The organism is Paenirhizobium selenitireducens ATCC BAA-1503 (assembly GCF_000518785.1).
GTDB classification, from domain to species: Bacteria; Pseudomonadota; Alphaproteobacteria; order Rhizobiales; family Rhizobiaceae; genus Allorhizobium; species Allorhizobium selenitireducens.
On the sequence record NZ_JAEG01000012.1, the window covers coordinates 52,001 to 74,127 of the forward strand.

The 22,127-nt window shown below is 63.8% G+C and carries 26 protein-coding genes; 13 read left to right on the top strand and 13 right to left on the bottom strand.

Annotated features, from left to right (window positions below):
- The first annotated feature begins 58 nt into the window (after positions 1–58).
- The 3 genes from L867_RS0116855 to L867_RS0116865 are packed head-to-tail and all read left to right on the top strand — an operon-like array spanning position 59 to position 2,002.
- Positions 59–589, top strand: a complete 531-nt coding sequence (locus L867_RS0116855; RefSeq protein WP_028737969.1) for a c-type cytochrome, methanol metabolism-related — start codon at positions 59–61, stop codon at positions 587–589.
- The gene (locus L867_RS0116860; protein ID WP_028737970.1) at positions 549–1,415 is read left to right on the top strand and encodes a substrate-binding domain-containing protein; all 867 of its coding nucleotides are present in this window, start codon (positions 549–551) and stop codon (positions 1,413–1,415) included. The genes L867_RS0116855 and L867_RS0116860 overlap by 41 nt, the downstream gene beginning before the upstream one ends.
- Positions 1,412–2,002, top strand: coding sequence for a PQQ-dependent catabolism-associated CXXCW motif protein (locus tag L867_RS0116865; RefSeq protein WP_028737971.1), 591 nt, complete (start codon positions 1,412–1,414; stop codon positions 2,000–2,002). The genes L867_RS0116860 and L867_RS0116865 overlap by 4 nt, the downstream gene beginning before the upstream one ends.
- Here L867_RS0116865 and L867_RS0116870 read toward each other — a convergent pair.
- The 4 genes from L867_RS0116870 to L867_RS0116885 are packed head-to-tail and all read right to left on the bottom strand — an operon-like array spanning position 1,996 to position 4,831.
- The gene (locus L867_RS0116870; RefSeq protein WP_051439045.1) at positions 1,996–2,826 is read right to left on the bottom strand and encodes a quinoprotein dehydrogenase-associated SoxYZ-like carrier; all 831 of its coding nucleotides are present in this window, start codon (positions 2,824–2,826) and stop codon (positions 1,996–1,998) included. The genes L867_RS0116865 and L867_RS0116870 overlap by 7 nt on opposite strands.
- A 4-nt stretch (positions 2,827–2,830) precedes the next feature.
- Positions 2,831–3,808 (bottom strand): beta-propeller fold lactonase family protein, encoded by a 978-nt coding sequence (locus L867_RS0116875; protein ID WP_037173681.1) that lies wholly within the window; start codon positions 3,806–3,808, stop codon positions 2,831–2,833.
- Complete coding sequence (locus L867_RS0116880; RefSeq protein WP_028737974.1) at positions 3,780–4,313, bottom strand: SRPBCC family protein; 534 nt, start codon at positions 4,311–4,313, stop codon at positions 3,780–3,782. The genes L867_RS0116875 and L867_RS0116880 overlap by 29 nt, the downstream gene beginning before the upstream one ends.
- An 8-nt stretch (positions 4,314–4,321) precedes the next feature.
- On the bottom strand, positions 4,322–4,831 hold the full coding sequence (locus tag L867_RS0116885; protein ID WP_028737975.1) for a DUF3280 domain-containing protein: 510 nt from the start codon (positions 4,829–4,831) through the stop codon (positions 4,322–4,324).
- A gap of 169 nt (positions 4,832–5,000) precedes the next feature.
- Here L867_RS0116885 and L867_RS0116890 point away from each other — a divergent pair, with 169 nt between their 5' ends.
- From L867_RS0116890 to gfa, 10 genes are all read left to right on the top strand, one after another.
- The gene (locus L867_RS0116890) at positions 5,001–6,143 is read left to right on the top strand and encodes an ABC transporter substrate-binding protein (RefSeq protein WP_232363956.1); all 1,143 of its coding nucleotides are present in this window, start codon (positions 5,001–5,003) and stop codon (positions 6,141–6,143) included.
- A gap of 1 nt (position 6,144) precedes the next feature.
- On the top strand, positions 6,145–7,119 hold the full coding sequence (locus L867_RS0116895) for a YVTN family beta-propeller repeat protein (protein ID WP_028737977.1): 975 nt from the start codon (positions 6,145–6,147) through the stop codon (positions 7,117–7,119).
- A 40-nt stretch (positions 7,120–7,159) separates the two neighbouring features.
- Positions 7,160–7,627: a hypothetical protein gene (locus tag L867_RS0116900; protein WP_051439046.1), complete on the top strand. Its 468-nt coding sequence runs from the start codon at positions 7,160–7,162 to the stop codon at positions 7,625–7,627.
- 27 nt (positions 7,628–7,654) lie between these two features.
- A complete protein-coding gene (locus L867_RS0116905; protein ID WP_028737979.1) occupies positions 7,655–7,912 on the top strand; it encodes a hypothetical protein in 258 nt (85 codons plus the stop codon).
- Between the two features lie 95 nt (positions 7,913–8,007).
- On the top strand, positions 8,008–8,979 hold the full coding sequence (locus tag L867_RS0116910; RefSeq protein ID WP_028737980.1) for an ABC transporter substrate-binding protein: 972 nt from the start codon (positions 8,008–8,010) through the stop codon (positions 8,977–8,979).
- A complete protein-coding gene (locus tag L867_RS0116915) occupies positions 8,972–9,733 on the top strand; it encodes an ABC transporter permease (protein WP_028737981.1) in 762 nt (253 codons plus the stop codon). Before L867_RS0116910 ends, L867_RS0116915 begins: the two co-directional genes overlap by 8 nt.
- Positions 9,730–10,362, top strand: a complete 633-nt coding sequence (locus L867_RS25570) for an ATP-binding cassette domain-containing protein (protein ID WP_037173685.1) — start codon at positions 9,730–9,732, stop codon at positions 10,360–10,362. The genes L867_RS0116915 and L867_RS25570 overlap by 4 nt, the downstream gene beginning before the upstream one ends.
- Complete coding sequence (locus tag L867_RS0116925) at positions 10,359–11,087, top strand: ABC transporter ATP-binding protein (protein WP_028737982.1); 729 nt, start codon at positions 10,359–10,361, stop codon at positions 11,085–11,087. Before L867_RS25570 ends, L867_RS0116925 begins: the two co-directional genes overlap by 4 nt.
- Positions 11,084–11,878 (top strand): ABC transporter permease, encoded by a 795-nt coding sequence (locus L867_RS0116930; protein ID WP_028737983.1) that lies wholly within the window; start codon positions 11,084–11,086, stop codon positions 11,876–11,878. Before L867_RS0116925 ends, L867_RS0116930 begins: the two co-directional genes overlap by 4 nt.
- 136 nt (positions 11,879–12,014) lie before the next feature.
- Positions 12,015–12,584, top strand: coding sequence for an S-(hydroxymethyl)glutathione synthase (gfa, locus tag L867_RS0116935; RefSeq protein ID WP_028737984.1), 570 nt, complete (start codon positions 12,015–12,017; stop codon positions 12,582–12,584).
- A gap of 249 nt (positions 12,585–12,833) precedes the next feature.
- On the opposite strand, the gene L867_RS25575 is transcribed toward gfa, so the two are convergent.
- From L867_RS25575 to L867_RS0116980, 9 genes are read right to left on the bottom strand one after another with little or no spacing between them, the layout of a single operon-like run.
- Complete coding sequence (locus L867_RS25575) at positions 12,834–13,424, bottom strand: thioredoxin family protein (protein WP_051439047.1); 591 nt, start codon at positions 13,422–13,424, stop codon at positions 12,834–12,836.
- A gap of 4 nt (positions 13,425–13,428) precedes the next feature.
- Positions 13,429–14,124, bottom strand: coding sequence for a ribulose-phosphate 3-epimerase (gene rpe, locus L867_RS0116945; protein WP_028737985.1), 696 nt, complete (start codon positions 14,122–14,124; stop codon positions 13,429–13,431).
- Positions 14,121–15,059, bottom strand: a complete 939-nt coding sequence (gene cbbX / locus L867_RS0116950; protein ID WP_408605992.1) for a CbbX protein — start codon at positions 15,057–15,059, stop codon at positions 14,121–14,123. Before cbbX ends, rpe begins: the two co-directional genes overlap by 4 nt.
- Before the next feature lie 21 nt (positions 15,060–15,080).
- Complete coding sequence (locus tag L867_RS0116955) at positions 15,081–15,470, bottom strand: ribulose bisphosphate carboxylase small subunit (RefSeq protein WP_028737987.1); 390 nt, start codon at positions 15,468–15,470, stop codon at positions 15,081–15,083.
- A gap of 26 nt (positions 15,471–15,496) precedes the next feature.
- Positions 15,497–16,957, bottom strand: coding sequence for a form I ribulose bisphosphate carboxylase large subunit (locus L867_RS0116960; RefSeq protein ID WP_028737988.1), 1,461 nt, complete (start codon positions 16,955–16,957; stop codon positions 15,497–15,499).
- Between the two features lie 31 nt (positions 16,958–16,988).
- Entirely contained in the window at positions 16,989–18,068 is a 1,080-nt protein-coding gene (gene fba / locus L867_RS0116965) for a class II fructose-bisphosphate aldolase (RefSeq protein WP_028737989.1), read from the bottom strand.
- Between the two features lie 49 nt (positions 18,069–18,117).
- Positions 18,118–20,145: a transketolase gene (tkt, locus tag L867_RS25580; RefSeq protein WP_037173687.1), complete on the bottom strand. Its 2,028-nt coding sequence runs from the start codon at positions 20,143–20,145 to the stop codon at positions 18,118–18,120.
- 11 nt (positions 20,146–20,156) lie between these two features.
- Positions 20,157–21,026 (bottom strand): phosphoribulokinase, encoded by an 870-nt coding sequence (locus L867_RS0116975; RefSeq protein WP_028737990.1) that lies wholly within the window; start codon positions 21,024–21,026, stop codon positions 20,157–20,159.
- 10 nt (positions 21,027–21,036) lie between these two features.
- Entirely contained in the window at positions 21,037–22,086 is a 1,050-nt protein-coding gene (locus tag L867_RS0116980) for a class 1 fructose-bisphosphatase (protein ID WP_028737991.1), read from the bottom strand.
- Between the last annotated feature and the right edge of the window lie 41 nt (positions 22,087–22,127).

Below are 22,127 nucleotides of genomic sequence, written 5' to 3' on the forward strand. Positions count from 1 at the left end.
GCTGGCGCGGGTGACATCAGCCCGCGCCAGTTCGTTCTCTGGCCCAAAAGGACGCAACATGACCAGAAGACTATCAGCTCTGCCGACCTCGTTTGCCGCCTTGGCGCTGTTTGCCAGTGCAGCGACGGCGCAGGATGCGGCAAAGCCCGACAACATCACTGCCGTGACCAACGAGAACGGCCGCTACTACACCGCCGATGGTGTACCGACCTTCAATATCGCTCCGGACGGGACGATGGACTGGATGACCTATTCCGGCTTCCGCCGCTATCATTCCGAGTGCCATGTCTGTCACGGGCCGGAAGGCGAAGGGTCGAGCTATGCGCCGGCGCTGAAGACCTCGGCGATCGACCTGGATTACTACGCCTTCGTCGAGGTTGTCACCAACGGCCGAAAGAAGGTCGATGCCTCGCAGAACTCGGTAATGCCGTCGTTCGGGCAGAACGCCAATGTGATGTGTTATCTCGACGACATCTATACCTATCTGAAGGCGCGCGGCAGCGAGGCATTGCCGAGAGGCCGGCCGGGAAAGAAGGAGCCGAAATCCGATGCTATTCGTCAAGCGGAAGCCGATTGCCTTGGCAACTAGCCGCCTTTCCGTCCTGGCAGGCCTGCTTCTCATCTTGGGCAGTGCAGCCCCGGCGGCGGGCCAGACCTCAGACCTGGTGTCGAAGACGGCATTCCGGGTCTGCGCGGATCCGGCCAACCTGCCGATGTCCGACAAGTCGGGGGCAGGTTTCGAAAACAAGATTGCCGAATTGTTGGCGAGCGAGCTCAAGCTGCCGCTGGAATATACCTGGTTCCCGATGGCGACCGGCTTCATCCGCAAGACCTTGCAGGCCTATAATTGCGACGTCGTCATCGGCTATGCGCAAGGCGACGAGATGGTGCTGAATACCAATCACTACTACACCTCGGGCTTCGTCTTGATCGTGCCCGCGGACGGCCCGCTCGCCGGCGTGACGGCCATCGGCGACCCGGCCCTGAAGGACAAGCGCGTCGGGGTGGTCGCGGGCAGTCCGCCGGGAACACACATGGCGCTTCATGGGCTTCTGGCCAAGGCCAAGGGCTATGACCTGATGGTCGACCGCCGTTACCAGGATCCGGCCGGCGATATGCTGGCCGATCTGAAGGCCGGCGTCATCGATGCGGCGATCCTGTGGGGACCGATCGGCGGCCCCCTGGTGAAGCAGAGCCACCCGGATTTCAAGGTGACGCCGCTTCTTTCGGAGCCGCTGCCTCCGAAGCTTTTCTACCGCATCACCATGGGTGTCCGGCAGGGCGAGAAGGTCTGGGAGCGCAAGCTCAACTCGCTCATCCGCCGCAATCAGACGAAGATCAACGAGATCCTGATGGAGGCGGGCGTGCCACTGCTGAACGACATGGGTACGGCCCCGCTGGAGGCAGTAAAATGACCCGTGCGCAGCTGCTTCTTGTCAGCATGTTTCTGTTGCTTCCGACGGCGCTCGCTGCCGAGGAAACAGCCGCGCCACAGGCGGGAACAATCCGACAAACGGTCGAGGAGCCGACAGCCTACCGGGAAGACGAATATCGTGCTCCGGTACCGGCGACGCTTGCCGGCGCGACGGTCGTTTCGACCGCCGAAGCGCATGCACTCTGGGAGAGCGGGGGCGCCGCCTTCATCGACGTGCTGCCACGGCCGCCCAAGCCGGCCAACCTGCCCGAGGGCACGGTGTGGAACGAGAAGCCGCGCATCTCGATCGAGCGCGCGATCTGGCTGCCGAATACCGGCTATGGCAAGCTGGCGGATCTCACGCTCGCCTATTTCCGCAACGGTCTGGAAAAGGCGACCGGGGGCGACCAAACGAAGCCGCTGCTGTTCTTCTGCCTTCCCGACTGCTGGATGTCGTGGAACGCCGCCAAGCGCGCGCTGGAACTCGGCTATGGCAAGGTCTACTGGTATCCGGAGGGCAGCGAAGGCTGGGCCGCGGCCGGCCATCCGACCGTGCAGCTGCAACCAGAGCCTGGCGCCGATCAGTAACTCGTCAGCCTCTGCGTCTTGCGGCTGATCGTCCCGTTTGTGTCCGTCATCGTCACATCGATCACATGGGCCGCTGCCGGGATCGAAAGCCTGAATTCCGGGTTTTCACTGAGCGAGATCGAGCCGGTAAGCTCGGCAAAGGGGCGCCCGTCCAGATCGATCCCGACTGTCTCGACATAACGCATCGGAATGAAGAGCAGGCTGATCTGGTCCATCTGCATGCCGGAATGGCTGGGATGGTTGATCTTGAGGTTCATCGAAACCTGCTGGTTCCTCAGCCGTGCAAGATCGGCCAGCAGACGGCCATCGCCGGTCCCGCGCTCGTGGCCGATCTCGATCTCCATATCGCCGAGCGTCGCCAGCGCGGCCTCCGGGTCGCTGCCGGGCGGCGCCGCACAGGCGCCTTGACCCGATGTCTTGACGAAGCCCTCCGCGGCTAGCAACTGACCGTTGGTCAGTTCCCCGACGACGTGAACAGGCGTCGGACCGTTGACCCGCAGGGTCGTCTCGACGGCGACGCGTGCCATGGGCTGGGACAGCCGCAACACCGCGGAGACCGGCATGGGATTGCGATCGAGCACCAGCGTGACTTCCCGGATCATCTGGCCCGGCGGTGCAGCGAGCGTTGCGCCGATGACTGTCCTTGCGTCGTTTTCGGAGCGATAGGGCGCATCCAGCGTAATGATTCCGTCTGCGGCGGCGATCGGTCGTGCGCCGAACAGCTGCTGCCGGATATTGGACCATTCGTCTTCGGCGCGGGCGGAGCCCGACGAAAGGAGTGCCAGCCCGACGGCCCCGGCGAGAAGACGCGAATGCGAACGCATGTGGTTACTCCTTTTGCACGCTGGCTGCCAGGAACAGCCCGAAGGCCCTGGGACCGTCGCCAGTCGCGACCTCGCCGACAACCTTCAAGGTCCGTGCGTCGATCACCGAGAGGGTGTTGGTGTCCCAGTTGGCGACGGCGACCTTCAGGCCGTCCGCGGTCGTGTCGATGCCTTCGGGATAGCCGCCGACGTCGATCACGGCGACGGGCGCATACGTCGTGGCGTCGAAGACGCTGACGGTGTCGTCATACTGGTTGGTGACGAATCCACGGCCCTCGGCGAAGGCGAGGCCATAAGGCCGCTCGCGCGTCTTGGCCTTGCCGAGGATGACACCGCTTTCGGGATCGATGGCCGTTACCGTATTGCTGCCGACATCGGCGGAAAAAATCCGGCCATCCGGCGCGAAGGTCACGCCGAAGGGCCGCTCGCCGACTGTAATGCGGTGGGCGAGCACGAGCGTTTCGGCATTGAAGATCGACACCTGATCGGAATCACGATCAGCAGTTGCCAGCCAGCGGCCGTCCGGCGAGATTGCCAGGCCTGCCGGAGCGCTGCCGGTCTCGAGCGTTGCGGTAAGCATCAGATCGTCCGCGGTCAGGACCCACACGCGGGCATTGTACCAGTCGGAGACGAAGACCCGGCGGCGCGTCTCGTCGACGGCCACGCCGATCGGACCACCGTCGAGTTGACGTTCGATTTCCGGAAGGTCGGATACAAGACCGAAACGGCGAAGCGTCTTGCTGTCGGGGCTGACGGTGAAGACCGCTTGAAGCGCTTCCGAGACGGCGACGCCCGCCGGCATGCCCGGCACGGAAATGCGGCGGACTTCGGTCATCCGCTCAAGGTCGATGATGCTGAGATCGCTGGAGGACTGGTTCGTCACATAGGCATAGTCGGCCATAGCCGACCGCGGCGCGCCGAGCGCCGCGACCAGGCAGAAGAGCAGGAACGTGCTACTTGCCGAACTTCGCTTCCAGGGCATCGAGGCCAGCCTTGTAGACGCCGGTGACGGCGGCGATGGCGGCCGCGTCGTTGAGGTTTTCCGGCGGTTCATTGTTCGGATAACCGCGATAAAAGGCACCGCGCCACTCGATGTGTGAGCCGCCGCTCGCCGTCGGCGTCACGGTCAGGTGGGACGAATAATTGGTGACCGGCAGGACGGCCACGTCCACTTCGGTGATACGGTAGGAATAGCTCATCTTCGTCGCGTCATATTTGTAGAGCTGCTCCGCGATCGTCGGTCCGCCTTCCTTGCCCAGGGTCAGCACGCGTGTGGCATCGATGGCGTTGTCGCCCGTGCCGGTCGACGAGAAGACGGCCGGATGCCAGCTCATGTCCTGGAAATTGCCGATCACCGCCCAGACCTCTGCCGGAGGCGCCTTGACGTCAACGGCCAGGCTCAGCTTCTGCCGCGTCGGGCCATGGGCAAAGGCGATCGCCGGCGCCAGAAGGAAGAATGTCAGCAGAAAGTTACGAAGCTGTCGCATGGGTCTCCTCACGATTTGAAGAAGTGGTTCTTGAAGATGTAATTAAGACCGCGCAGCCAGCTCTGATCGGTGTTCGAACGGATATCCACGGCGAGCGCACGCAGTGCCTCGCCGGACTTCACGTCGCGCAGAACCAGGTTCATCGACAGGATCAGGTTGGAGACCTTCTGCACCTCGCCGACCAGCACGTAGTCGGCACCAAGCCGTTCGGCCATGCGAATTTCGCATCCGTAGCAGTCGGCGGGATTGGTGGTGCCGGCCAGTTCGTCGGCGATCGGCTGGTTGTCGAGAACGACGAAACCTTCGTCGCGCAGGCGTTGCCGTGTCGTTTCCTCCAGAAGCCGGGTCCGGGCAGTCTGGTCGGGTCGCACGCCGTCATAGGCGCCTTCCGTCGAGGTATCGATGAAGGTCATACCGAGAAAGGCAATTTTCGCACCCGGCTTGAGCGGCTTGTCCAGCGCGGCCAAGGCAAACACGGGGATCAGGACCAGCACGAGTGACATCAAAATACGCTGCATGCGACCCAGCCTAACATAGCGGGCTGGCGACACCACGATCCATAAGTATCGGTTTCGCGGCACAAACCTCTCGTCTATTCTCCACTTTAAGATGTGTCAGGAAGATTGGGAGGTCATTCCGACGATGTCGAAACAGCGGCTTGGGCTTGCCATTTTTTGCGTTGCCTGGATGACAACGCAGACTGCGTGGGCCGAGGCGGTGAAGACCGCCGTCCTTCGCGTCGATCGCGTCAAGTTGCCGCCGATCTCCCGGCTCGACGTTGCGCCGGCGGATCTCGGTTTTGCCGGTGCCACGCTCGGCAACGAGGACAACCGCACGACGGGCGCCTTCACCGGCATGGACTATCAACTGACCACAAAGGCCGTGCCGCCAGAGGAGGCCGAGGCGGCGCTCGACGCGCTGAAGGCCGATGGCGTCAAGCTGATCGCGGTGATTTCCGACGGCGAAACCCTGAAAGCGCTGGCCGATCGGGCCGGGCCGGACGTGCTGCTACTCAATGCCGGGGCGAGGGACGATGCGTTGCGCGACGCAGAATGCCGGGCGAATGTCCTGCATATCGCGCCGAGCCGGTCGATGCTTACGGACGGGGTCGTGCAATTCCTGATGTGGAAGAAGTGGCCGCGCATCCTCCTGATTCATGGCTCGCATCCTGAAGACAAGCTGCTCGCTGAAAGCTACCGGAAGTCGGCGACGAAGTTTGGCGCGAAGATCGTCGAGGAGCGTGAATTCGTCGATACCGGCGGCGCGCGGCGGACCGATACCGGTCATGTCCTGGTCCAGAAGCAGATCCCGGTGTTCATGCAAGGCGCCGAGGAGCATGACGTCACGGTTGCGGCCGACGAGACCGACGTCTTCGCAGCCTATCTGCCCTACCATTCCTGGGATCCGCGCCCGGTCGCCGGCTCGGCGGGCCTGATGCCGCTCACCTGGCACCAGGCGCACGAATCCTGGGGCGCGACGCAGTTCCAGCGCCGTTTCGAGAAGCTGACGGGCCGTGGTGCGCGGGACGAGGACTACCAGGCGTGGCTCGCCCTCCGCGTGATTGGAGAGGCCGTGACACGGTCCGGCAAGGCCGATGCTGCCACAATCCGGTCCTTCCTGCTGTCGAAGGATTTCGAGATCGCCGCTTTCAAGGGCCAGAAACTGACCTTCCGCGCATGGAACGGACAGCTGCGCCAGCCGATCCTGCTCGGCGACGGCCGCATCACCGTCTCCGTGTCTCCCCAGGACGGCTATCTGCACCAGCATTCGCCGCTCGACACGCTGGGCATTGACGCACCCGAAACCGCATGCCGTGCCTTTGGAGGATAGAATGCTGAAATACGCCTGGATAATCCTGCCTGCCGCCCTTCTGGCCAGCGGTCCCGCCCTCGCCAACAAGGTGTTCGTCACCAATGAGCGCGGTAACACGGTGACCGTTCTGGACAGCGAGACCTGGGAGAAGATCGCCGAGTTCCCCGCCGGCAACCGGCCTCGCGGCATCACGATCAGCCCCGACGGCAAGGAACTCTATGTGTGCGCCTCGGACGACGACACGGTGCGCGTCTTCGATCCCGAGACCTACAAGGAGTTGCATACCCTTCCCTCCGGTCCTGACCCGGAACTGTTCGCGCTCAACCCCTCGGGCAAGCAACTCTATGTCGCGAACGAGGACGACAATCTGGTGACGGTGGTCGACACTGAGACGCATCAGGTTCTGGCGGAGATCCCGGTGGGTGTCGAGCCGGAAGGCGTGGCCGTCAGTCCGGACTCCAAGACGCTGATCAATACCTCAGAAACCACCAATATGGCGCATTTCATCGACACCTCGACCTACGAGATCGTGCACAATGTGCTGGTCGACCAGCGGCCGCGCTATGCGGAATTCACCGCCGACGGAAAGAAGCTCTATGTCAGCGCCGAGATCGGCGGCACCGTGTCCGTCATCAATCTCGGCGCCGGGGAGCCGAAGGTCGACAAGAAGATCACCTTCGAAGTTCCCGGCGTGCTGCCGGAATGGCTGCAGCCCGTCGGCGTCAAGGCGACCAGCGACGGATCGCGGGTCTTTGTCGCGCTCGGGCCAGCCAATCGCGTGGCGGTGATCGATGCCAAGACCGACGAGGTGCTCGACTATCTGCTCGTCGGCCAGAGGGTCTGGCAGATGGCCTTCACGCCAGGCGAGGAATTTCTCGTCGTCACCAACGGTAACTCCAATGACGTCAGCATCATCGACGTGAAAGCCGAAAAGGTCGTTCGTTCGGTTCCGGTCGGAGAACAGCCGTGGGGGGTCGTCGTCGCGCCGAACTGACCGTTTTTCAGATAGAAACAATATTGGGAGGAATTCATCGATGACCAGAAACCTTTTGGCGGGATTGGCCGCTCTGATTGCCGTCCCCTTGGTCAGTCCGATCATTGCCATGCCGGCGGTCGCGGCGCCGCTGTGCGACAAGCTCGGTTTTGCCGGGCTTCTGGCCAAATGCAATCGCGGCGAACCGATCGAGATCACGCTTGCCTCGGGCCAGCCGCTAGGCAAGGGTGACGTGGCGCTGCAATCGGGCGCCTATTACGAAATGAAGATCACCGCCGACGGCTCGGCCGAGCTGGCGATCTCCGGTGCTCCCTTCTTCCGGGCGATCTGGATGAACGAGATCGTCATCAACGGCATCGAGGTTCGCCCCATGGCGATCGACAGCCTCGAATTCGACAAGGCCGGCGTGGCGACCATGTCGTTCATCGCCATCAAGCCGGGTTCCTACGAGGTTCGCATCCCGAATACGACAAGCGACACGCAGAAGGTGACGATTTCCATTCAGTAAGCCAATATTGACAGAAGGACGATTACGATGCGCAGCCACAAGATGAAGACCGTATTTCTTGCCGCCTTTCTTGCCTTGCCCTTTGCCGCATCGGCCGCCGAGGTGCCTGCCGACAAGCAGAAGGCGATCCAGGACATGCTGAAGGCCATGCAATGCGAGGTCGACCCCGCCAATATCGAGGCCGACGGCGATGGCTTCGAACTCGACGACGTTTTCTGCGCCGACGGGCAGTACGACATGGATCTCAATGCCGATCTCACCGTTGCCGACAAGCGCAAGGAATAGGCTGGACAGGTTGGCGAATTGCCAGAAGAATCGTGTAAGAGCCGCTGGTCAACGAGCCGTGAAGGCAAGGGCGGCAATCCCGGGGAGAACGAGCGATGCGTGTCTTTAGACGAATTCTGACGGGGTGCCTGCTGGTGCTCGGCATGGCGCCGGCCATGGCGGAAGATCTGCCGCAGATCAGGGCGGCGATGCTGGCCTCGGGCACGGTCAACTGGGAGATTTCGACCATCAAGGCGAACGGGTTCGACACCAAAAACGGGTTCGTCATGGCCGTTCAGGACTATGCCGACAACGGTGCGACGCGCGTCGCCTTCGAGGGCGGCGAGGCCGAAACCATGGTGGCCGACTGGATTTGGGTCGCCTACCAGCGCGCCGCCGGCAAGGACTATGTCTTCATTCCGTATTCGCGCGCGGTCGGCGGTCTCGTTGTCAAGGACGACAGCCCGGTCAAGGCGCTTACGGATCTGAAGGGGCAGAAAATCGGCATTGCCGGCGGGCCGCTCGACAAGAGCTGGCTCATTCTGCGCGCCTATGCCACGAAGAAATACGGCATGGATCTCGCCAAGGAGACCGAGCAGGTGTTCGCCGCGCCGCCGCTGATCTTCAAGTCTGCGCTGTCCGGCGAGACGGCGGGTGCGATCAACTTCTGGCATTTCCTCGCCAAGATGAAGGCGAAGGGCATGCATGATCTCGTTTCCGTCGCCGATGCCGCGACCGAACTCGGGCTCGACCCCGACACGCCACTGCTTGGCTATGTGCTCAAGGGCGAATTCGTCAAGGCGCATCCCGAGGTGGCGCAGGGGCTCTACAAGGCCTCGGTGGCGGCCAAGGAGCGGCTGCGCAGCGATGATGCTGCCTGGGAGGGGATACGCGGTCAGATGAACGCCGCGGACGACACCGAATTCGCTGCGTTGCGCGACGGCTATCGTGCCGGCATTCCGAGCGGCAAGCCGATCGACGAGGCGGCGGCCGATCGCTTCCTGCGGCTGATGGCCGAACTCGGCGGCGAGGAGCTCGTCGGCAAAGCGACGACGCTGCCCGAGGGGGTCTTCCTGCACCTTGAGTGACAATGGCCAAAATCCGCTGATCGTCCGCACACTGTCTCTCGGCCTGCTGCTGCTGGTGTGGGTCGGTGCGGCGGCGCTGACGGCGGATGCCAGCATCCTGCCGCAACCCTGGGCGCTCGGGGAGCCGCTTGCCCGGGCGGTTGGCTCCGGTGCCTTGCCCTATCATCTCGCGATGACGCTCGGGCGCGTGGTGATGGCCTTCGTGCCGGCCATGGCGATCGGCGTGGCGCTCGGCTTCCTGATGGGGCGCTTTCCCGCCGTCGACCGCTGGCTCGATCCCTGGCTGGTGGTGTTTCTCAACCTGCCGGCGCTGGTGCTGATCGTGCTCTGCTATCTCTGGATCGGCCTCAACGAGACGGCAGCGATCATCGCGGTCGTGCTCAACAAGATCCCGAATGTCGCGACGCTTTTGCGCGAAGGCGCCCGGGCGCTCGATCCGAACCTCGATGCCATGGCCAAGGTCTATTGCATGCCGCCCATGGCACGGCTCCGCCACGTCGTCATTCCCCAGCTCGCGCCCTACATCGCCGGCGCGGCGCGCTCCGGCATTGCGGTCATCTGGAAGATCGTCCTGGTGGTCGAGTTCCTCGGCCGCTCCAGCGGTGTCGGGTTCCAGATCCATTTCTATTTCCAGCTGTTCGACGTCGCCATGGTGCTGGTCTATTCGCTGACCTTCATCGTCGTCATGCTGATGGTCGAAGCCCTGATCCTGCAGCCGGTCGAACGGCGGGCGCGGGCCTGGAGGACGGCATGATCAAGGTCGACGTCCGGCGGAAGGCTTTTGGTCCATCGGAGATCCTGCGCGACATCCGTTTCGAGATGGGCGACAGCGAAGCGGTCGCCATCCTCGGCGCTTCGGGGATCGGCAAGTCGACGCTGCTCCGGTTGATCGCCGGAATCGACGAGGCTTTCGAGGGCGAGATCGTCCGGCCGCAGAACATCGCCATGGTGTTCCAGGAGCCGGTTCTGCTGCCCTGGCGCAGCGTGCTGCAGAATCTGACCCTGGTCCACCCGTCGCTCGGGGAGGATGCGGCGCGCGCTGCGCTCGAGCGCATCGGCATTGCCGACAAGGCCGGGCTCTTTCCCGGCCAGCTGTCGCTCGGCCAGCAGCGGCGCCTGGCTTTGGCCCGCGCCTTTGCCGGGCGCCCGGCGCTTCTCGTCATGGACGAGCCCTATGTTTCGCTCGATCCGCAGACGGCAGAGGAAATGCTGGAACTGACCGAGGCGCTGATCGCCGAGACGGGTCCCGCCGTGATCCTCGTCACCCATTCCGAAGCCGAGGCGAGGCGTCTGGCCAGACGCACGCTCAGGCTCGCCGGGCGCCCGGCGACGATCACCGACGGCGGAAACCCGACTGCCGGCAAGCGGGAGGACACGGCTTGAAAGGTCTGGAGATCAGCCATGTCGGCTATCGCTACGGCGAGCGCAAGGCGCTGGACGATGTCTCGTTCAATGTCGAGCCTGGCCGGTTCTGCGCGCTGCTCGGGCCGAACGGTGCGGGCAAGTCGACGCTCTTTGCCCTTCTGACCCGGCTGATTGTCGCCGACGAGGGAACGATCAATGTCGCAGGCTTCGATATCGCCAAGACTCCACGCGCGGCGCTGGCCCGGATCGGCGTGGTGTTCCAGCAGCCGACGCTCGATCTCGACATGACGGTGCGGCGCAACCTGCGTTACTTCGCCGGACTGCACGGACTGTCGGGCCGTTCCGCCGCGCTGGCGATCGACCGCGCCCTTGCCCAGCTCGGCATGGCCGAGCGCGCCGACGAACTGGTGCGTGCGCTGAACGGCGGGCACCGGCGGCGCATGGAGATCGCTCGCGCGCTGGTTCACCAACCGGAAATCCTGCTGCTCGACGAAGCGACCGTCGGCCTCGACGCCGCCTCGCGGCAGGCGATCACCGACCATGTGCATGGGCTCGCCGAGAGCGGGCTTGCCGTGCTCTGGGCGACGCATCTGGTCGACGAGATCAACCTGTCGGACCAGGTCGTGGTGCTGCATCGCGGCCGGGTGCTGAGCAACGGTCCGGCGGCTGAACTGGCCGGCGACCGCAGCCTGGCGAAGGCCTTCCTCGCCATGACGGCCGAAGGAGCGGAGGCGACGGCATGAAAGCCTGGCTGACCGCGCTCCTCGCCATCATCACCCGGGAGAACCTGCGCTTCGTCAGGCAGCGCGGACGCTTTCTCGCTGCCCTCGTGCGGCCGCTCGTCTGGCTTCTCGTATTCGCCGCCGGTTTTCGTGCGGCGCTCGGCGTGTCGATCATCCCGCCGTACCAGACCTACATCACTTACGAAGTCTATATCCTGCCCGGGCTGTGCGGCATGATCCAGCTGTTCAACGGCATGCAGTCGTCGCTGTCGCTGGTCTACGATCAGGAAATGGGTTCGATGCGGCTGTTGCTGACCTCGCCCTTGCCGCGCTGGTGGCTGCTGTTCTCCAAGCTGCTGGCCGGGGTCATCGTGTCGATCCTGCAGGTCATGGTGTTCCTGGGCCTCGCGGCGCTGACGGGCATCGACCTGCCGCCGCTCGGCTATCTTGCGGTTCTGCCCGCGCTGTTGCTGAGCGGCCTGATGCTCGGGGCGTTCGGCTTGCTGATCTCCTCGACCATTCGCCAGCTGGAAAATTTCGCGGGGGTGATGAACTTCGTGATCTTCCCGATGTTCTTCCTGTCGTCGGCGCTCTACCCGCTCTGGAAGATGGCGGAGAGCTCGCCGCTGCTGCGCGACATCTGTGCCTACAACCCCTTTACTCACGCGGTGGAACTGATCCGCTTTGCGCTCTATGGCCAGCTGAATCTCGAAGCCCTGGCCTGGGTTTCAGGCTGTTTCGTCGTCTTCATGCTCGCCGCCGTCTGGGGCTACGATCCGGCTCGCGCCATGCTGCGTGCCCGCGGACGGTAGTTTCCGGCTTCGCCTCGAACGCCGCGGCCGCGCCAAAAACCGCCACTTTCCGCTATGTTGCCGATCGCCTGATTTGCTCCGATCCTGTCCCCGATTGAAGACGCTTCAGACGTCCAAACTTGAGGAGGAGGGACCCATGATCAAACTGCATCCGGCCATCGACAACGGCTTTCCGCCGGCCACGCCCGGCTTTCACGGCGGCACGCTCAAATGCAAATGCGCCACCAATCCGGTGACTGTCGAAATCAGCTCCCAGACGGCGCACAACCATGCCTGCGGCTGCACCAAGTGCTGGAAGCCCAAGGGCGCGATCTTCGCGCAGATCGCCGTCGTGTCGCGTGACAACGTCAAGGTCACCTCCGGCGCCGATAAGCTTCAGATCGTCGATCCGAACGCGACCATCCAGCGCTATGCCTGCAAGGATTGCGGCACGCATATGTACGGCCGCATCGAGAACACCAAGCATCCCTTCTATGGCCTGGATTTCGTCCATACCGAACTCAGCGACCAGACCGGCTGGTCCCCGCCGGAATTTGCCGCCTTCGTGTCGTCGGTCATCGAGAGCGGGGTCAGCCCCGACAAGATGGGCGAGATCCGCGCGCGCCTCAACGAACTCGGGCTGCCGCCCTATGATGCGCTGTCGCCGGCGCTGATGGATGCGATCGCCACCCATGTCGCCAAGCAATCCGGCGCCCTGCCGGCTTAAGCAAGGCCTACGCGCTCCTCCCCCCGAGCCCTGTCCGCGTCTCTTCCATTCGGAAGCGAGAACGGGCGGGGCTTGAGGTCTTCGGGGAACACACAGGCCTGCCGGTCGAGACGGGTTCGACAGCAATAGACAAAGCCGCCGATGGTGGATCATCGGCGGCTTTTGACGTTCGCGACATGCCTGCATATGACTGGAGTCTGGTGGGCGAGGTATTCCATGCCGCAGCGATCGCGGCGCATGATCGTGTGCTCAACGGTGCGTCATCATCTCCGCGCCGGCCCAGGACGGGTCCTGCTTCCATTTGATCGAACAACCGATCGCCGAATGCTGCTCTTCCGGCCCCTTGCCGGTCCTGGCGATTCCGACCATCGCCTCGAACAGGTCGCGCTTCAGATCCGCCGGACCGATCTCCTTGCGCGAGGCATCGAGCCGCCCACGATATTGCAGCTCCATGCGCTTGTTGAAGCCGAAAAAATCCGGCGTGCAGACGGCGCCATAGGCTCTGGCGACCCATTGGTCGGCGTCATGCAGATAGGGGAAGGGCAGGGCGTGATCGGCGGCAAACCGCTTCATATTGTCGAAGCTGTCTTCCGGATAGGCGGTCGCATCGTTCGAGTTGATCGCCACGAAGCCGATTCCGTGCGCCTCGAGCTCCAGCGCATCGCGCACGATCCGGCCGATCACCGCTTTCACATAGGGGCAGTGATTGCAGATGAAGGCGACGACGAGGCCGTTCGGTCCGGCAAGGTCGAGAATGGAGCGGGCGCGTCCCTCGGTGCTCGGCAGCCGGGCGTCGATGGCCTTCCAGCCGAAATGGCAAAGCGGTGCGGTGGATGCCATGGAGCTACCTTTCGTTCTGGACCAGGGGACGGGTCGCGTTGTCTGCGGCGTGGCGCAGGGCGGCGATATTGCCCGCATAGGCATCCGCACCGCCCTTGAAGACCGCCGAGCCGGCGACGAGGATGTCGGCGCCGGCCCGGGCAACGAGCGGCGCGGTCTCGGGCGTCACGCCGCCGTCGATTTCGATCACGATCGGCCGATTGCCGATCATCGCCTTGATGCGCGCGACCTTGTCCACCACGGCGGGGATGAAGGCCTGGCCACCGAAGCCGGGATTGACCGTCATCAGCAGGACGAGGTCGAGGCGGTCGAGCACATATTCGATGACGTTTTCCGGCGTCGAGGGATTGAGGGACACGCCAGCCTTGCAGCCGAGATCGCGGATCGCCTGCAGCGAGCGATCGAGATGGGTGGTCGCCTCGGCATGGACGGTGACGATGTCGCAGCCGGCATCGGCGAAGGCGGCGAGAAAGCCGTCGACGGGCTCGATCATCAGGTGACAGTCGAACACCTTGTCGGTGCGATTGCGGATCGCCTTGATCACCGGCGGGCCGAAGGTGATGTTGGGTACGAAATGCCCGTCCATCACGTCGAGATGGATCCAGTCGGCACCCGCGCGGCAGATGGCCTCGACTTCTTCGCCAAGGCGCGAGAAATCCGCAGACAGAACCGAGGGCGCAATGATGGTCTTCGGGCTCATGGGGTCTCCTGACGATGTTCGGGCTGTGCGGCCGGCTTCATGGAAAAGACGCGGCTCGCGGCAATGTCGCGGCCGATGATGGTCGACAGCTGCTCGGCATTGACCGGCCCCTTGGCCTCCTCGAACAGGCGGTTTGCCTGGCGCAGCCGCGCCCGGTCCAGCGCGTTGCGGATGGAGCGGGCATTGGCGAAATGCGGCTGGCTGCGCCGGCGGGCGATATAGTCGGTCATCACGGCCGTCGCTTCCGCGTCGAGGTGATAGCCCTGCCTCTCCAGCATGGTCTCGGCGATCGACAGCAGTTCGTCGTTTGCATAGTCGGGGAAGTCGATGTGATGGGCGATGCGCGAGCGGAAGCCAGGATTGCTTTCAAAGAAGCGATCCATGCGGTCGGAATAGCCGGCGAGGATCACCACGAGATCGTCGCGGTTGTTCTCCATCACCTGCAGCAGGATCTCGATCGCCTCCTGGCCGTAGTCGCGCTCGTTGTCGGGCCGGTAGAGGTAGTAGGCCTCGTCGATGAACAGCACGCCGCCCATGGCCTTCTTGAGGATCTCCTTGGTCTTCGGCGCGGTGTGGCCGATATACTGGCCGACGAGGTCGTCGCGGGTCACCGAGACCAGATGACCCTTGCGGATATAGCCGAGGCGGTGGAGCAGGTTCGCCATGCGCAGCGCCACCGTCGTCTTGCCCGTGCCGGGATTGCCTGTGAAGCTCATGTGCAGCGACGGCGGCTCGTGGGATAGCCCCATGGCGCGGCGGGCGCGTTCGACCAGCAGCAGCGCCGCCGTCTCGCGGATCCGCCGCTTCACGGGTTTCAGGCCCACGAGGTCGCGGTCGAGTTCTTCGAGGATCTCGGCGACGCCCGAGGTCCGGTATTCCTCGGCGAGGTCGACCGAAGTCGGGGGGCTCTCCTGCGTCACGGTTGTCTCGGGCATAACCATTGTCTCGTCCTTTCGTCAGCCGATGGTCGACCAGGAGTAATGCTGAGAGCGGCCCGGACCGTCGGTCCGGGTCATCCTGAGGTCCGGTTCCTTGGCCGGGCGATTGACGATGAAGGACATCGTCACCGTCTCGAAACCGCGGATCGAATCGAAAGCATTGAGACGGATGTAGTGCTGCGGATAGGCCTTTCGGCAATCGTCGAGCTCCATCATCACGCCCTTGGCGTCCTTCAGGTCGAACATGGGATTGCCCCACATTTCCCAGTAGGTGTTGCGGGGGTGGGGATCGTCGGTGTACTCGACGCCGATCGCCCAGCCCTTGCGCAGGCAGTATTCCACCTGCGCGGTGATCTGCTCGTCCGTCAGGTCCGGCAGGAACGAGAAGCAGCCTTGGGTGATACGCATGTCGTTTCTCCTTTTCTCTCGCTCTGTCAGAGGACGCTTACGCTCGGAACGAAGTCCGAGGTGTCGGTCGAGGTGTAGTTGAAGCTGATATTGCCCCAGGTATCGAGGGCGGCTTCGAGCGGCTTGCACCACTTGGCGGCGGCTCTCAGGATCTCCGGCCCTTCATTGGCGATGTCGCGGCCCTCGTTGCGGGCGAGCACCATGGCTTCGAGTGCGACCCGGTTGGCGGTCGCGCCGGCCTGGATGCCCATCGGATGGCCGATCGTGCCGCCGCCGAACTGCAGCACCACGTCGTCGCCGAACAGGTCGAGCAACTGGTGCATCTGTCCGGCATGGATGCCACCCGAGGCGACCGGCATGACCTTCTTGATGTCGCCCCAGTCCTGCTCGAAGAAGATGCCGCGTTGCAGGTCGACTTCGTTCTTCGTCTCGCGCAGCACGTTGTAGTAGCCCTGCACGGTCAGCGGATCGCCTTCCAGCTTGCCCACGGCGGTGCCAGCATGCAGGTGGTCGACGCCGGCGAGACGCAGCCACTTGGCGATGACGCGGAACGAGATGCCGTGGTTCTTCTGGCGCGTATAGGTGCCGTGGCCGGCGCGGTGCATGTGCAGGATCATGTCGTTTTGCCGGCACCATTCCGAGATCGACTGAATTGCCGTCCAGCCGACGATCAGGTCGACCATGACGATGACCGAGCCGAGTTCCTTGGCGAATTCGGCGCGGCGGTACATTTCCTCCATCGTGCCGGCGGTGATGTTGAGGTAGTGGCCTTTCACCTCGCCGGTGACGGCGGAAGCATGGTTTACCGCTTCCATGCAGTAGAGGAATCGGTCGCGCCAATGCATGAAGGGCTGCGAGTTGATGTTCTCGTCGTCCTTCATGAAGTCGAGGCCGCCCTTCAGCCCCTCGTAGACGACGCGCCCGTAGTTCTTGCCGGACAGGCCGAGCTTCGGCTTGGTGGTGGCGCCGAGCAGCGGCTTGCCGAACTTGTCGAGCCGTTCGCGCTCGACGACGATGCCGGTCGGCGGTCCCTTGAACGTCTTCACATAAGCGACGGGGAAGCGCATGTCCTCGAGCCGTGCGGCCTTCAGCGGCTTGAACGAGAAGACATTGCCGATGATCGAGGCCGTCAGGTTGGCGATCGAGCCTTCCTCGAACAGGATCAGATCATAGGCGACGTAGCAGAAGTACTGCCCCGGCGTTCCCGGCACCGGATCGACCCGGTAGGCCTTGGCGCGGTACTGATCGCAGGCGGTGAGGCGATCCGTCCACACGACCGTCCAGGTGGCGGTCGAGCTCTCGCCGGCAACGGCGGCTGCCGCTTCGATCGGATCGACGCCTTCCTGCGGCGTGATGCGGAAGAGAGCGATCAGATCGGTGTCCTTCGGCTCGTAGTGGCCGTCCCAATAGCCCATCTGGGCGTATTTCAGCACGCCCGCCCTGTAGCGTTCCTTGCCCTTGATCTCGGTTTTCGCATCGGCGTTCATGGCACTGTCCTTTCCTTGGTCGGATGGGAGTTCAGGCGGCTTCAGACCGCGCGTTTGAGGGTTTCAGGCTGCCGCTCGCATAGCGTTTGGCCATGTCGCTCATCGGGATGACCTTGATGCGCGACGCATTGCCTGCCGTACCGAAGGCCTCGAAGCGAGCCTTGCAGACGGAGGCCATGGCATCCATGGCGGGTTTGAGGAATTTGCGGGGATCGAATTCGTCGCGGCGGGTGTCGGCAACGCGACGGAATTCGGCGGCGGCGGCAAGGCGCAGGTCGGTGTCGATATTGACCTTGCGTACCCCGAAACGGATGCCGCGGACGATTTCCTCGACAGGGACGCCATAGGTCTCGCGCATCTCGCCGCCATGGGCGTTGAAGATCTCCTGCCATTCCTCGGGTACGGAGGAGGAGCCGTGCATGACGATATGGGTGTCGGGCAGTCGGCGGTGGATCTTCTCGATCACGTCCATGGCGAGCACTTCGCCGGTCGGCTTGCGGGTGAACTTGTAGGCGCCGTGCGAGGTGCCGATCGCGACCGCCAGCGCATCGACGCCGGTCTCCGCGACGAAGCGGGCCGCCTCGTCGGGATCGGTCAGCAACTGCGACCGGTCGAGGGCGCCTTCGAAGCCATGGCCGTCCTCGGCCTCGCCGTGGCCGGTCTCGAGCGAGCCCAGGCAGCCGAGTTCGCCCTCGACCGAGACGCCGACCATGTGGGCGAGGCGCGTGACTTCGGCGGTGATGCCGGCATTGTAGGCATAGTCGGCCGGCGTCTTGGCATCCTCTTTCAACGAACCGTCCATCATCACCGAGGTGAAGCCGTGCTGGATGGCGGACAGACAAGTGGAGACCCGGTCGCCGTGATCCTGGTGGATGCAGAGCGGAATGTCCGGATACATCAGCTCCAGCGCCTCCATCATCTTGGCGAGCATGATGTCGTTGGCATAAGAGCGGGCGCCGCGCGATGCCTGCAGGATGACGGGCGCATCGCAGGCCTTGGCCGCCTGCATGATGGCGAGGCCCTGCTCCATGTTGTTGATGTTGAAGGCAGGCACGCCGTAGCCGCGTTCGGCGGCATGGTCGAGCAATTGACGAAGCGTGATGCGGGCCATGGTCAGGCGTCCTCTTTGTGTGCGGTGGTGATGTGGGTGGGGCGTCTCGTCATCGGCCGCGCCCGCCCTTGTTGTGGCCGGCAAGCCGCAGCGCTTCCGCGACGACATGCTCGGCGGTAATGCCGAAATGCTTGTAGAGTTCGCCGGCCGGGGCCGAGGCTCCGAAGCCTTGCATGCCGATGAAGCTGCCGCGGGGTCCCATCCAGCGATCCCAGCCGAGCCGGCCGGCGGCCTCGATGGCGATGCGTGGTGCGCTGCCGAGGGTGCGTTCGCGATAGGTCTCGTCCTGGGCCTCGAACTTTTCCCAGCAAGGCATGGAGACGACAGCCGCGGCGATGCCCTTTTCGCTGCGCAGCATCTCGGCGGCTGCGACGGCGATCTCGACCTCCGAGCCGGTGGCGAGAAGCGTCACGTCGCGGGGGCCCTTGGCTTCGCGCAGGACATAGGCGCCGCGGGCGGAGAGGTTTTCGTCACCGGGGACCGTGCGCAGCATGGGCAGGGCCTGGCGGGAGAGCGCCAGCGCGCTCGGCGTTGCCTTTTCCGTCAGCGCAATCTCCCAGCATTCGGCCGTTTCGATGATGTCGGCCGGACGGAAGACGTTGAGGTTCGGCGTGGCGCGTAGCATGGCCAGATGCTCGACCGGTTGGTGGGTCGGGCCGTCCTCGCCAAGGCCGATGGAATCGTGGGTCAGCACGTAGACGACCGGCAGACCCATCAGCGCCGAGAGCCGCATCCCGCCCCGGGCATAGTCGGAGAACACCAGGAAGGTGCCGCCGTAGGGGATGAAGCCGCCATGCAGCGCGATGCCGTTCATCGCCGCCGCCATGCCGTGCTCGCGGATGCCATAGTGCAGGTAGCGGCCCTTGAAGTTGCCGGCGGCGATCGGGGCCGTCTGGGAAGTCATGGTGAGGTTGGAACCGGTGAGATCGGCAGAGCCGCCGATCGTCAGCGATGTCGCGCTGTTGATCACCTCAAGCGCCATCTGCGATGCCTGGCGGGTCGCGACCTTGGTGGCCTTGTTGCGATGCTCCGCACGGAATTTCGAAAGCTGCCGTGCGACCTCGGGGCCAAGGTCCCGTTCGACCGTCTGCTCGTAGCGCTTTCTGGAACGGGAGGTGTCGCGGCGGATTTCCCAGGCCTCGCGCGCCGTCTGGCCACGGGAGGCCACGCTTTCCCAGGCCGACTTGATGTCGGACGGAACGAAGAAGGGCGGATGCTGCCAGCCGAGCTTTTCGCGGGTCGCGGCGATTTCCTTGTCGCCAAGGGCGGCGCCATGGGTCTTGTGCGAGCCTTCCATGCTGGCGGCACCCTTGCCGATCCTTGTGCGGCAGGCGATCAGCGAGGGCTTGCGGCTCTTGCGGGCGCGTTCGATCGCCTTGGCGACGGCTTCCGGATCATGGCCATCGACGGCCTGCGCATCCCAGCCGGCGGCGCGGAAGCGGGCGAGCTGGTCCATCGAGGTGGATAGCTCGGTCGCGCCGTCGATCGAGATGTGGTTGTCGTCCCACAGCACGATCATCTTGCGCAGCTTCAGGTGCCCGGCCAGATCGATCGCCTCGTGGCTGATGCCCTCCTGGAGGCAGCCGTCGCCGGCGACCACGTAGGTGAAGTGATCCGAGAGCGACGAACCGAAGCGGGCGGCCATCATCTGCTCGGCGATGGCCATGCCGACGGCCGTAGCGATGCCCTGCCCAAGCGGGCCGGTCGTCGTCTCGATGCCGAGCGCATGGCCGTATTCCGGATGGCCGGCGGTCTTCGAGCCCATCTGCCGGAAAGCGGCCAGTTGGGATATCGGCATGTCGGAAAAGCCGATCAGGTGATGGATCGCGTAGAGCAGCATGGAGCCATGTCCGGCCGACAGTACGAAGCGGTCGCGGTTCGGCCAGTCCGGCATCGACGGATCGATGGTGATGAAGCGGTTGAACAGGACGGTCACCGCGTCGGCCATGCCCATCGGCATGCCGGGATGGCCGGAATTGGCTTTCTGCACCGCGTCCATGGCGAGGAAGCGGATGGCATTCGCCATGTCCTGTTCGGTCACCGCATTGCGGGTTTCGATCTTCTGCGAAATGTTCATGGGTGTCCTCCTCACGACATGCGGTGCTTGCGTTCGAGCAGTTTGTGGATCAGCGGCGTGAAGATCAGCTGCATGGCGAGGTCGAGCTTGTCGCCGGGAACGACGATCGAATTGGCGCGCGACATGAAGCTGTTCTGCAGCATCGACAGCAGGTAGGGAAAATCGATGCCGCGTGGATTGGCGAAGCGGATCACCAGGATCGATTCCGCCGGCGTCGGGATCCAGCGGGCGACGAACGGGTTCGAGGTGTCGACGATCGGGACGCGCTGGAAGTTGATGTCGGTCTGCGAGAATTGCGGGCAGATGTAGTGGACATAATCCGGCATGCGGCGAAGGATCGTGTCGGTGACGGCCTCCGTCGAATAGCCGCGGGTGGCCTTGTCGCGATGGATTTTCTGGATCCATTCGAGATTGATGACGGGCACGACGCCGATCTTCAGGTCGCAATGCTGTGCGAGGTTGAGGTCCTCCGTTACCGCACAGCCGTGAAGTCCCTCGTAGAACAGCAGGTCGCTGCCCTTGAATTCTTCCCATTCGGTAAAAGTGCCGGGTGCGGAGCCGTATTTCGCAGCCTCGGCATTGTCATGGATGTAATGCCGGGTTCGACCGACACCGCGGCGACCATATTCGGAAAACACGCTTTCGAGAATTTCGAGTTCGTTGGCTTCGGCGGCGAAATGGGTGAAGTCTTTGCCATTGGCCTTCTCGTCGGCAATCTTCGTCTTCATCGCCTCGCGGTCATAGCGATGGAAGGCATCGCCCTCGATGAAGGATGCGGAGATGTTCTCGCGCTTGAAGATCTTCTCGAAGGTGTCCTTGACCGTGGTCGTGCCGGCGCCGGACGAACCGGTGATCGAGATGATGGGATATTTGGCTGACATCGTATTCTCCTCAGGCCCGGAACAAGCCGCGCTTGCCGAACAGCGGCGCGCGTTCACCGATCATGGTGGGGTCGACATGGTAGCGGGCGACGCGTGCCACCTCGCGGCGTGAACCGAAGACCAGCGGCACGCGCTGGTGAAGGTTCTCCGGTTCGATATCGAGGATGCGGGTGACGGCATTGGTCGCCGCACCGCCGGCATTCTCGACAAGGAAGGCGATCGGATTGGCCTCGTAGACCAGCCTCAGCCGGCCTTGCGAATAGCCCCGGCGGCTGTCGGCCGGGTAGAGGAAGATGCCGCCCCGCACCAGGATGCGATAAGCATCGGCGACCAGCGATGCGATCCAGCGCATGTTGAAATCGCGCTCGCGCGGGCCGTCGGCGCCGGCCAGGCAGTCGTCGACATAGAGGCGGATCGCCTCTTCCCAGTGGCGGTAGTTCGAGGCGTTGATGGCGAATTCGTGTGCCCGGTCGGCGATGCTGACGGACTTGTAGCCCTGGACGAAGCAGCCGAGGCGGCTCGAAAAGATGAAGATCTCCGTGCCCTTGCCGAGCGACAGCACCAGGGCGGTCTGGGGGCCGTAGATGAAGAAGCCGGCCGCCAGCTGGCGGGTGCCCGGCTGCAGGAATGTAGGCATCGGGTCGTGATCGGCGCTCGGGATTGCCGGCAGGATCGAGAAGACCGTGCCGACCGAGACATTGGTGTCGATGTTCGACGAGCCGTCGAGCGGATCGATGGCGACGGCAAGCCGTGCTTCAGGATTGAGCGATACGGGATGCTCCAGTTCTTCCGAGGCGTAGAAGGCAACCGGCGCACCCTGCAGCGAGGAAAGGAACAGGTCATCGCAGATGACGTCCATTTCCTTTTGCATGTCGCCGTCGCTGTTTGCGCCGCCGCGCAGGCCGTGGAGGTGGGCGCTCAGCGCGCCCTGGCCGACCAGCTTGCGGATATCGAGGGCGGCGGTTGCGAGCCGCTGGATAATGGCGGCCACGTCGCGCGCCGTTTCATCGCGCGTGGCGATGCATGAAACGAGGTAAGCCTCGAGGGTTGCGCCTGACATTACGATGTCTCCTCCCATCCGCTGTCAGGAAGAGAATGGCG

Coding starts and splice junctions, on each gene's coding strand:
- L867_RS0116855 (WP_028737969.1), top strand. CDS start 59: ATGACCAGAAGACTATCAGCTCTGCCGACCTCGTTTGCCGCCTTGGCG.
- L867_RS0116860 (WP_028737970.1), top strand. CDS start 549: ATGCTATTCGTCAAGCGGAAGCCGATTGCCTTGGCAACTAGCCGCCTT.
- L867_RS0116865 (WP_028737971.1), top strand. CDS start 1,412: ATGACCCGTGCGCAGCTGCTTCTTGTCAGCATGTTTCTGTTGCTTCCG.
- L867_RS0116870 (WP_051439045.1), bottom strand. CDS start 2,826: ATGCGTTCGCATTCGCGTCTTCTCGCCGGGGCCGTCGGGCTGGCACTC.
- L867_RS0116875 (WP_037173681.1), bottom strand. CDS start 3,808: ATGCCCTGGAAGCGAAGTTCGGCAAGTAGCACGTTCCTGCTCTTCTGC.
- L867_RS0116880 (WP_028737974.1), bottom strand. CDS start 4,313: ATGCGACAGCTTCGTAACTTTCTGCTGACATTCTTCCTTCTGGCGCCG.
- L867_RS0116885 (WP_028737975.1), bottom strand. CDS start 4,831: ATGCAGCGTATTTTGATGTCACTCGTGCTGGTCCTGATCCCCGTGTTT.
- L867_RS0116890 (WP_232363956.1), top strand. CDS start 5,001: ATGACAACGCAGACTGCGTGGGCCGAGGCGGTGAAGACCGCCGTCCTT.
- L867_RS0116895 (WP_028737977.1), top strand. CDS start 6,145: ATGCTGAAATACGCCTGGATAATCCTGCCTGCCGCCCTTCTGGCCAGC.
- L867_RS0116900 (WP_051439046.1), top strand. CDS start 7,160: ATGACCAGAAACCTTTTGGCGGGATTGGCCGCTCTGATTGCCGTCCCC.
- L867_RS0116905 (WP_028737979.1), top strand. CDS start 7,655: ATGCGCAGCCACAAGATGAAGACCGTATTTCTTGCCGCCTTTCTTGCC.
- L867_RS0116910 (WP_028737980.1), top strand. CDS start 8,008: ATGCGTGTCTTTAGACGAATTCTGACGGGGTGCCTGCTGGTGCTCGGC.
- L867_RS25570 (WP_037173685.1), top strand. CDS start 9,730: ATGATCAAGGTCGACGTCCGGCGGAAGGCTTTTGGTCCATCGGAGATC.
- L867_RS0116930 (WP_028737983.1), top strand. CDS start 11,084: ATGAAAGCCTGGCTGACCGCGCTCCTCGCCATCATCACCCGGGAGAAC.
- gfa (WP_028737984.1), top strand. CDS start 12,015: ATGATCAAACTGCATCCGGCCATCGACAACGGCTTTCCGCCGGCCACG.
- L867_RS25575 (WP_051439047.1), bottom strand. CDS start 13,424: ATGGCATCCACCGCACCGCTTTGCCATTTCGGCTGGAAGGCCATCGAC.
- rpe (WP_028737985.1), bottom strand. CDS start 14,124: ATGAGCCCGAAGACCATCATTGCGCCCTCGGTTCTGTCTGCGGATTTC.
- cbbX (WP_408605992.1), bottom strand. CDS start 15,059: ATGCCCGAGACAACCGTGACGCAGGAGAGCCCCCCGACTTCGGTCGAC.
- L867_RS0116955 (WP_028737987.1), bottom strand. CDS start 15,470: ATGCGTATCACCCAAGGCTGCTTCTCGTTCCTGCCGGACCTGACGGAC.
- L867_RS0116960 (WP_028737988.1), bottom strand. CDS start 16,957: ATGAACGCCGATGCGAAAACCGAGATCAAGGGCAAGGAACGCTACAGG.
- fba (WP_028737989.1), bottom strand. CDS start 18,068: ATGGCCCGCATCACGCTTCGTCAATTGCTCGACCATGCCGCCGAACGC.
- tkt (WP_037173687.1), bottom strand. CDS start 20,145: ATGAACATTTCGCAGAAGATCGAAACCCGCAATGCGGTGACCGAACAG.
- L867_RS0116975 (WP_028737990.1), bottom strand. CDS start 21,026: ATGTCAGCCAAATATCCCATCATCTCGATCACCGGTTCGTCCGGCGCC.
- L867_RS0116980 (WP_028737991.1), bottom strand. CDS start 22,086: ATGTCAGGCGCAACCCTCGAGGCTTACCTCGTTTCATGCATCGCCACG.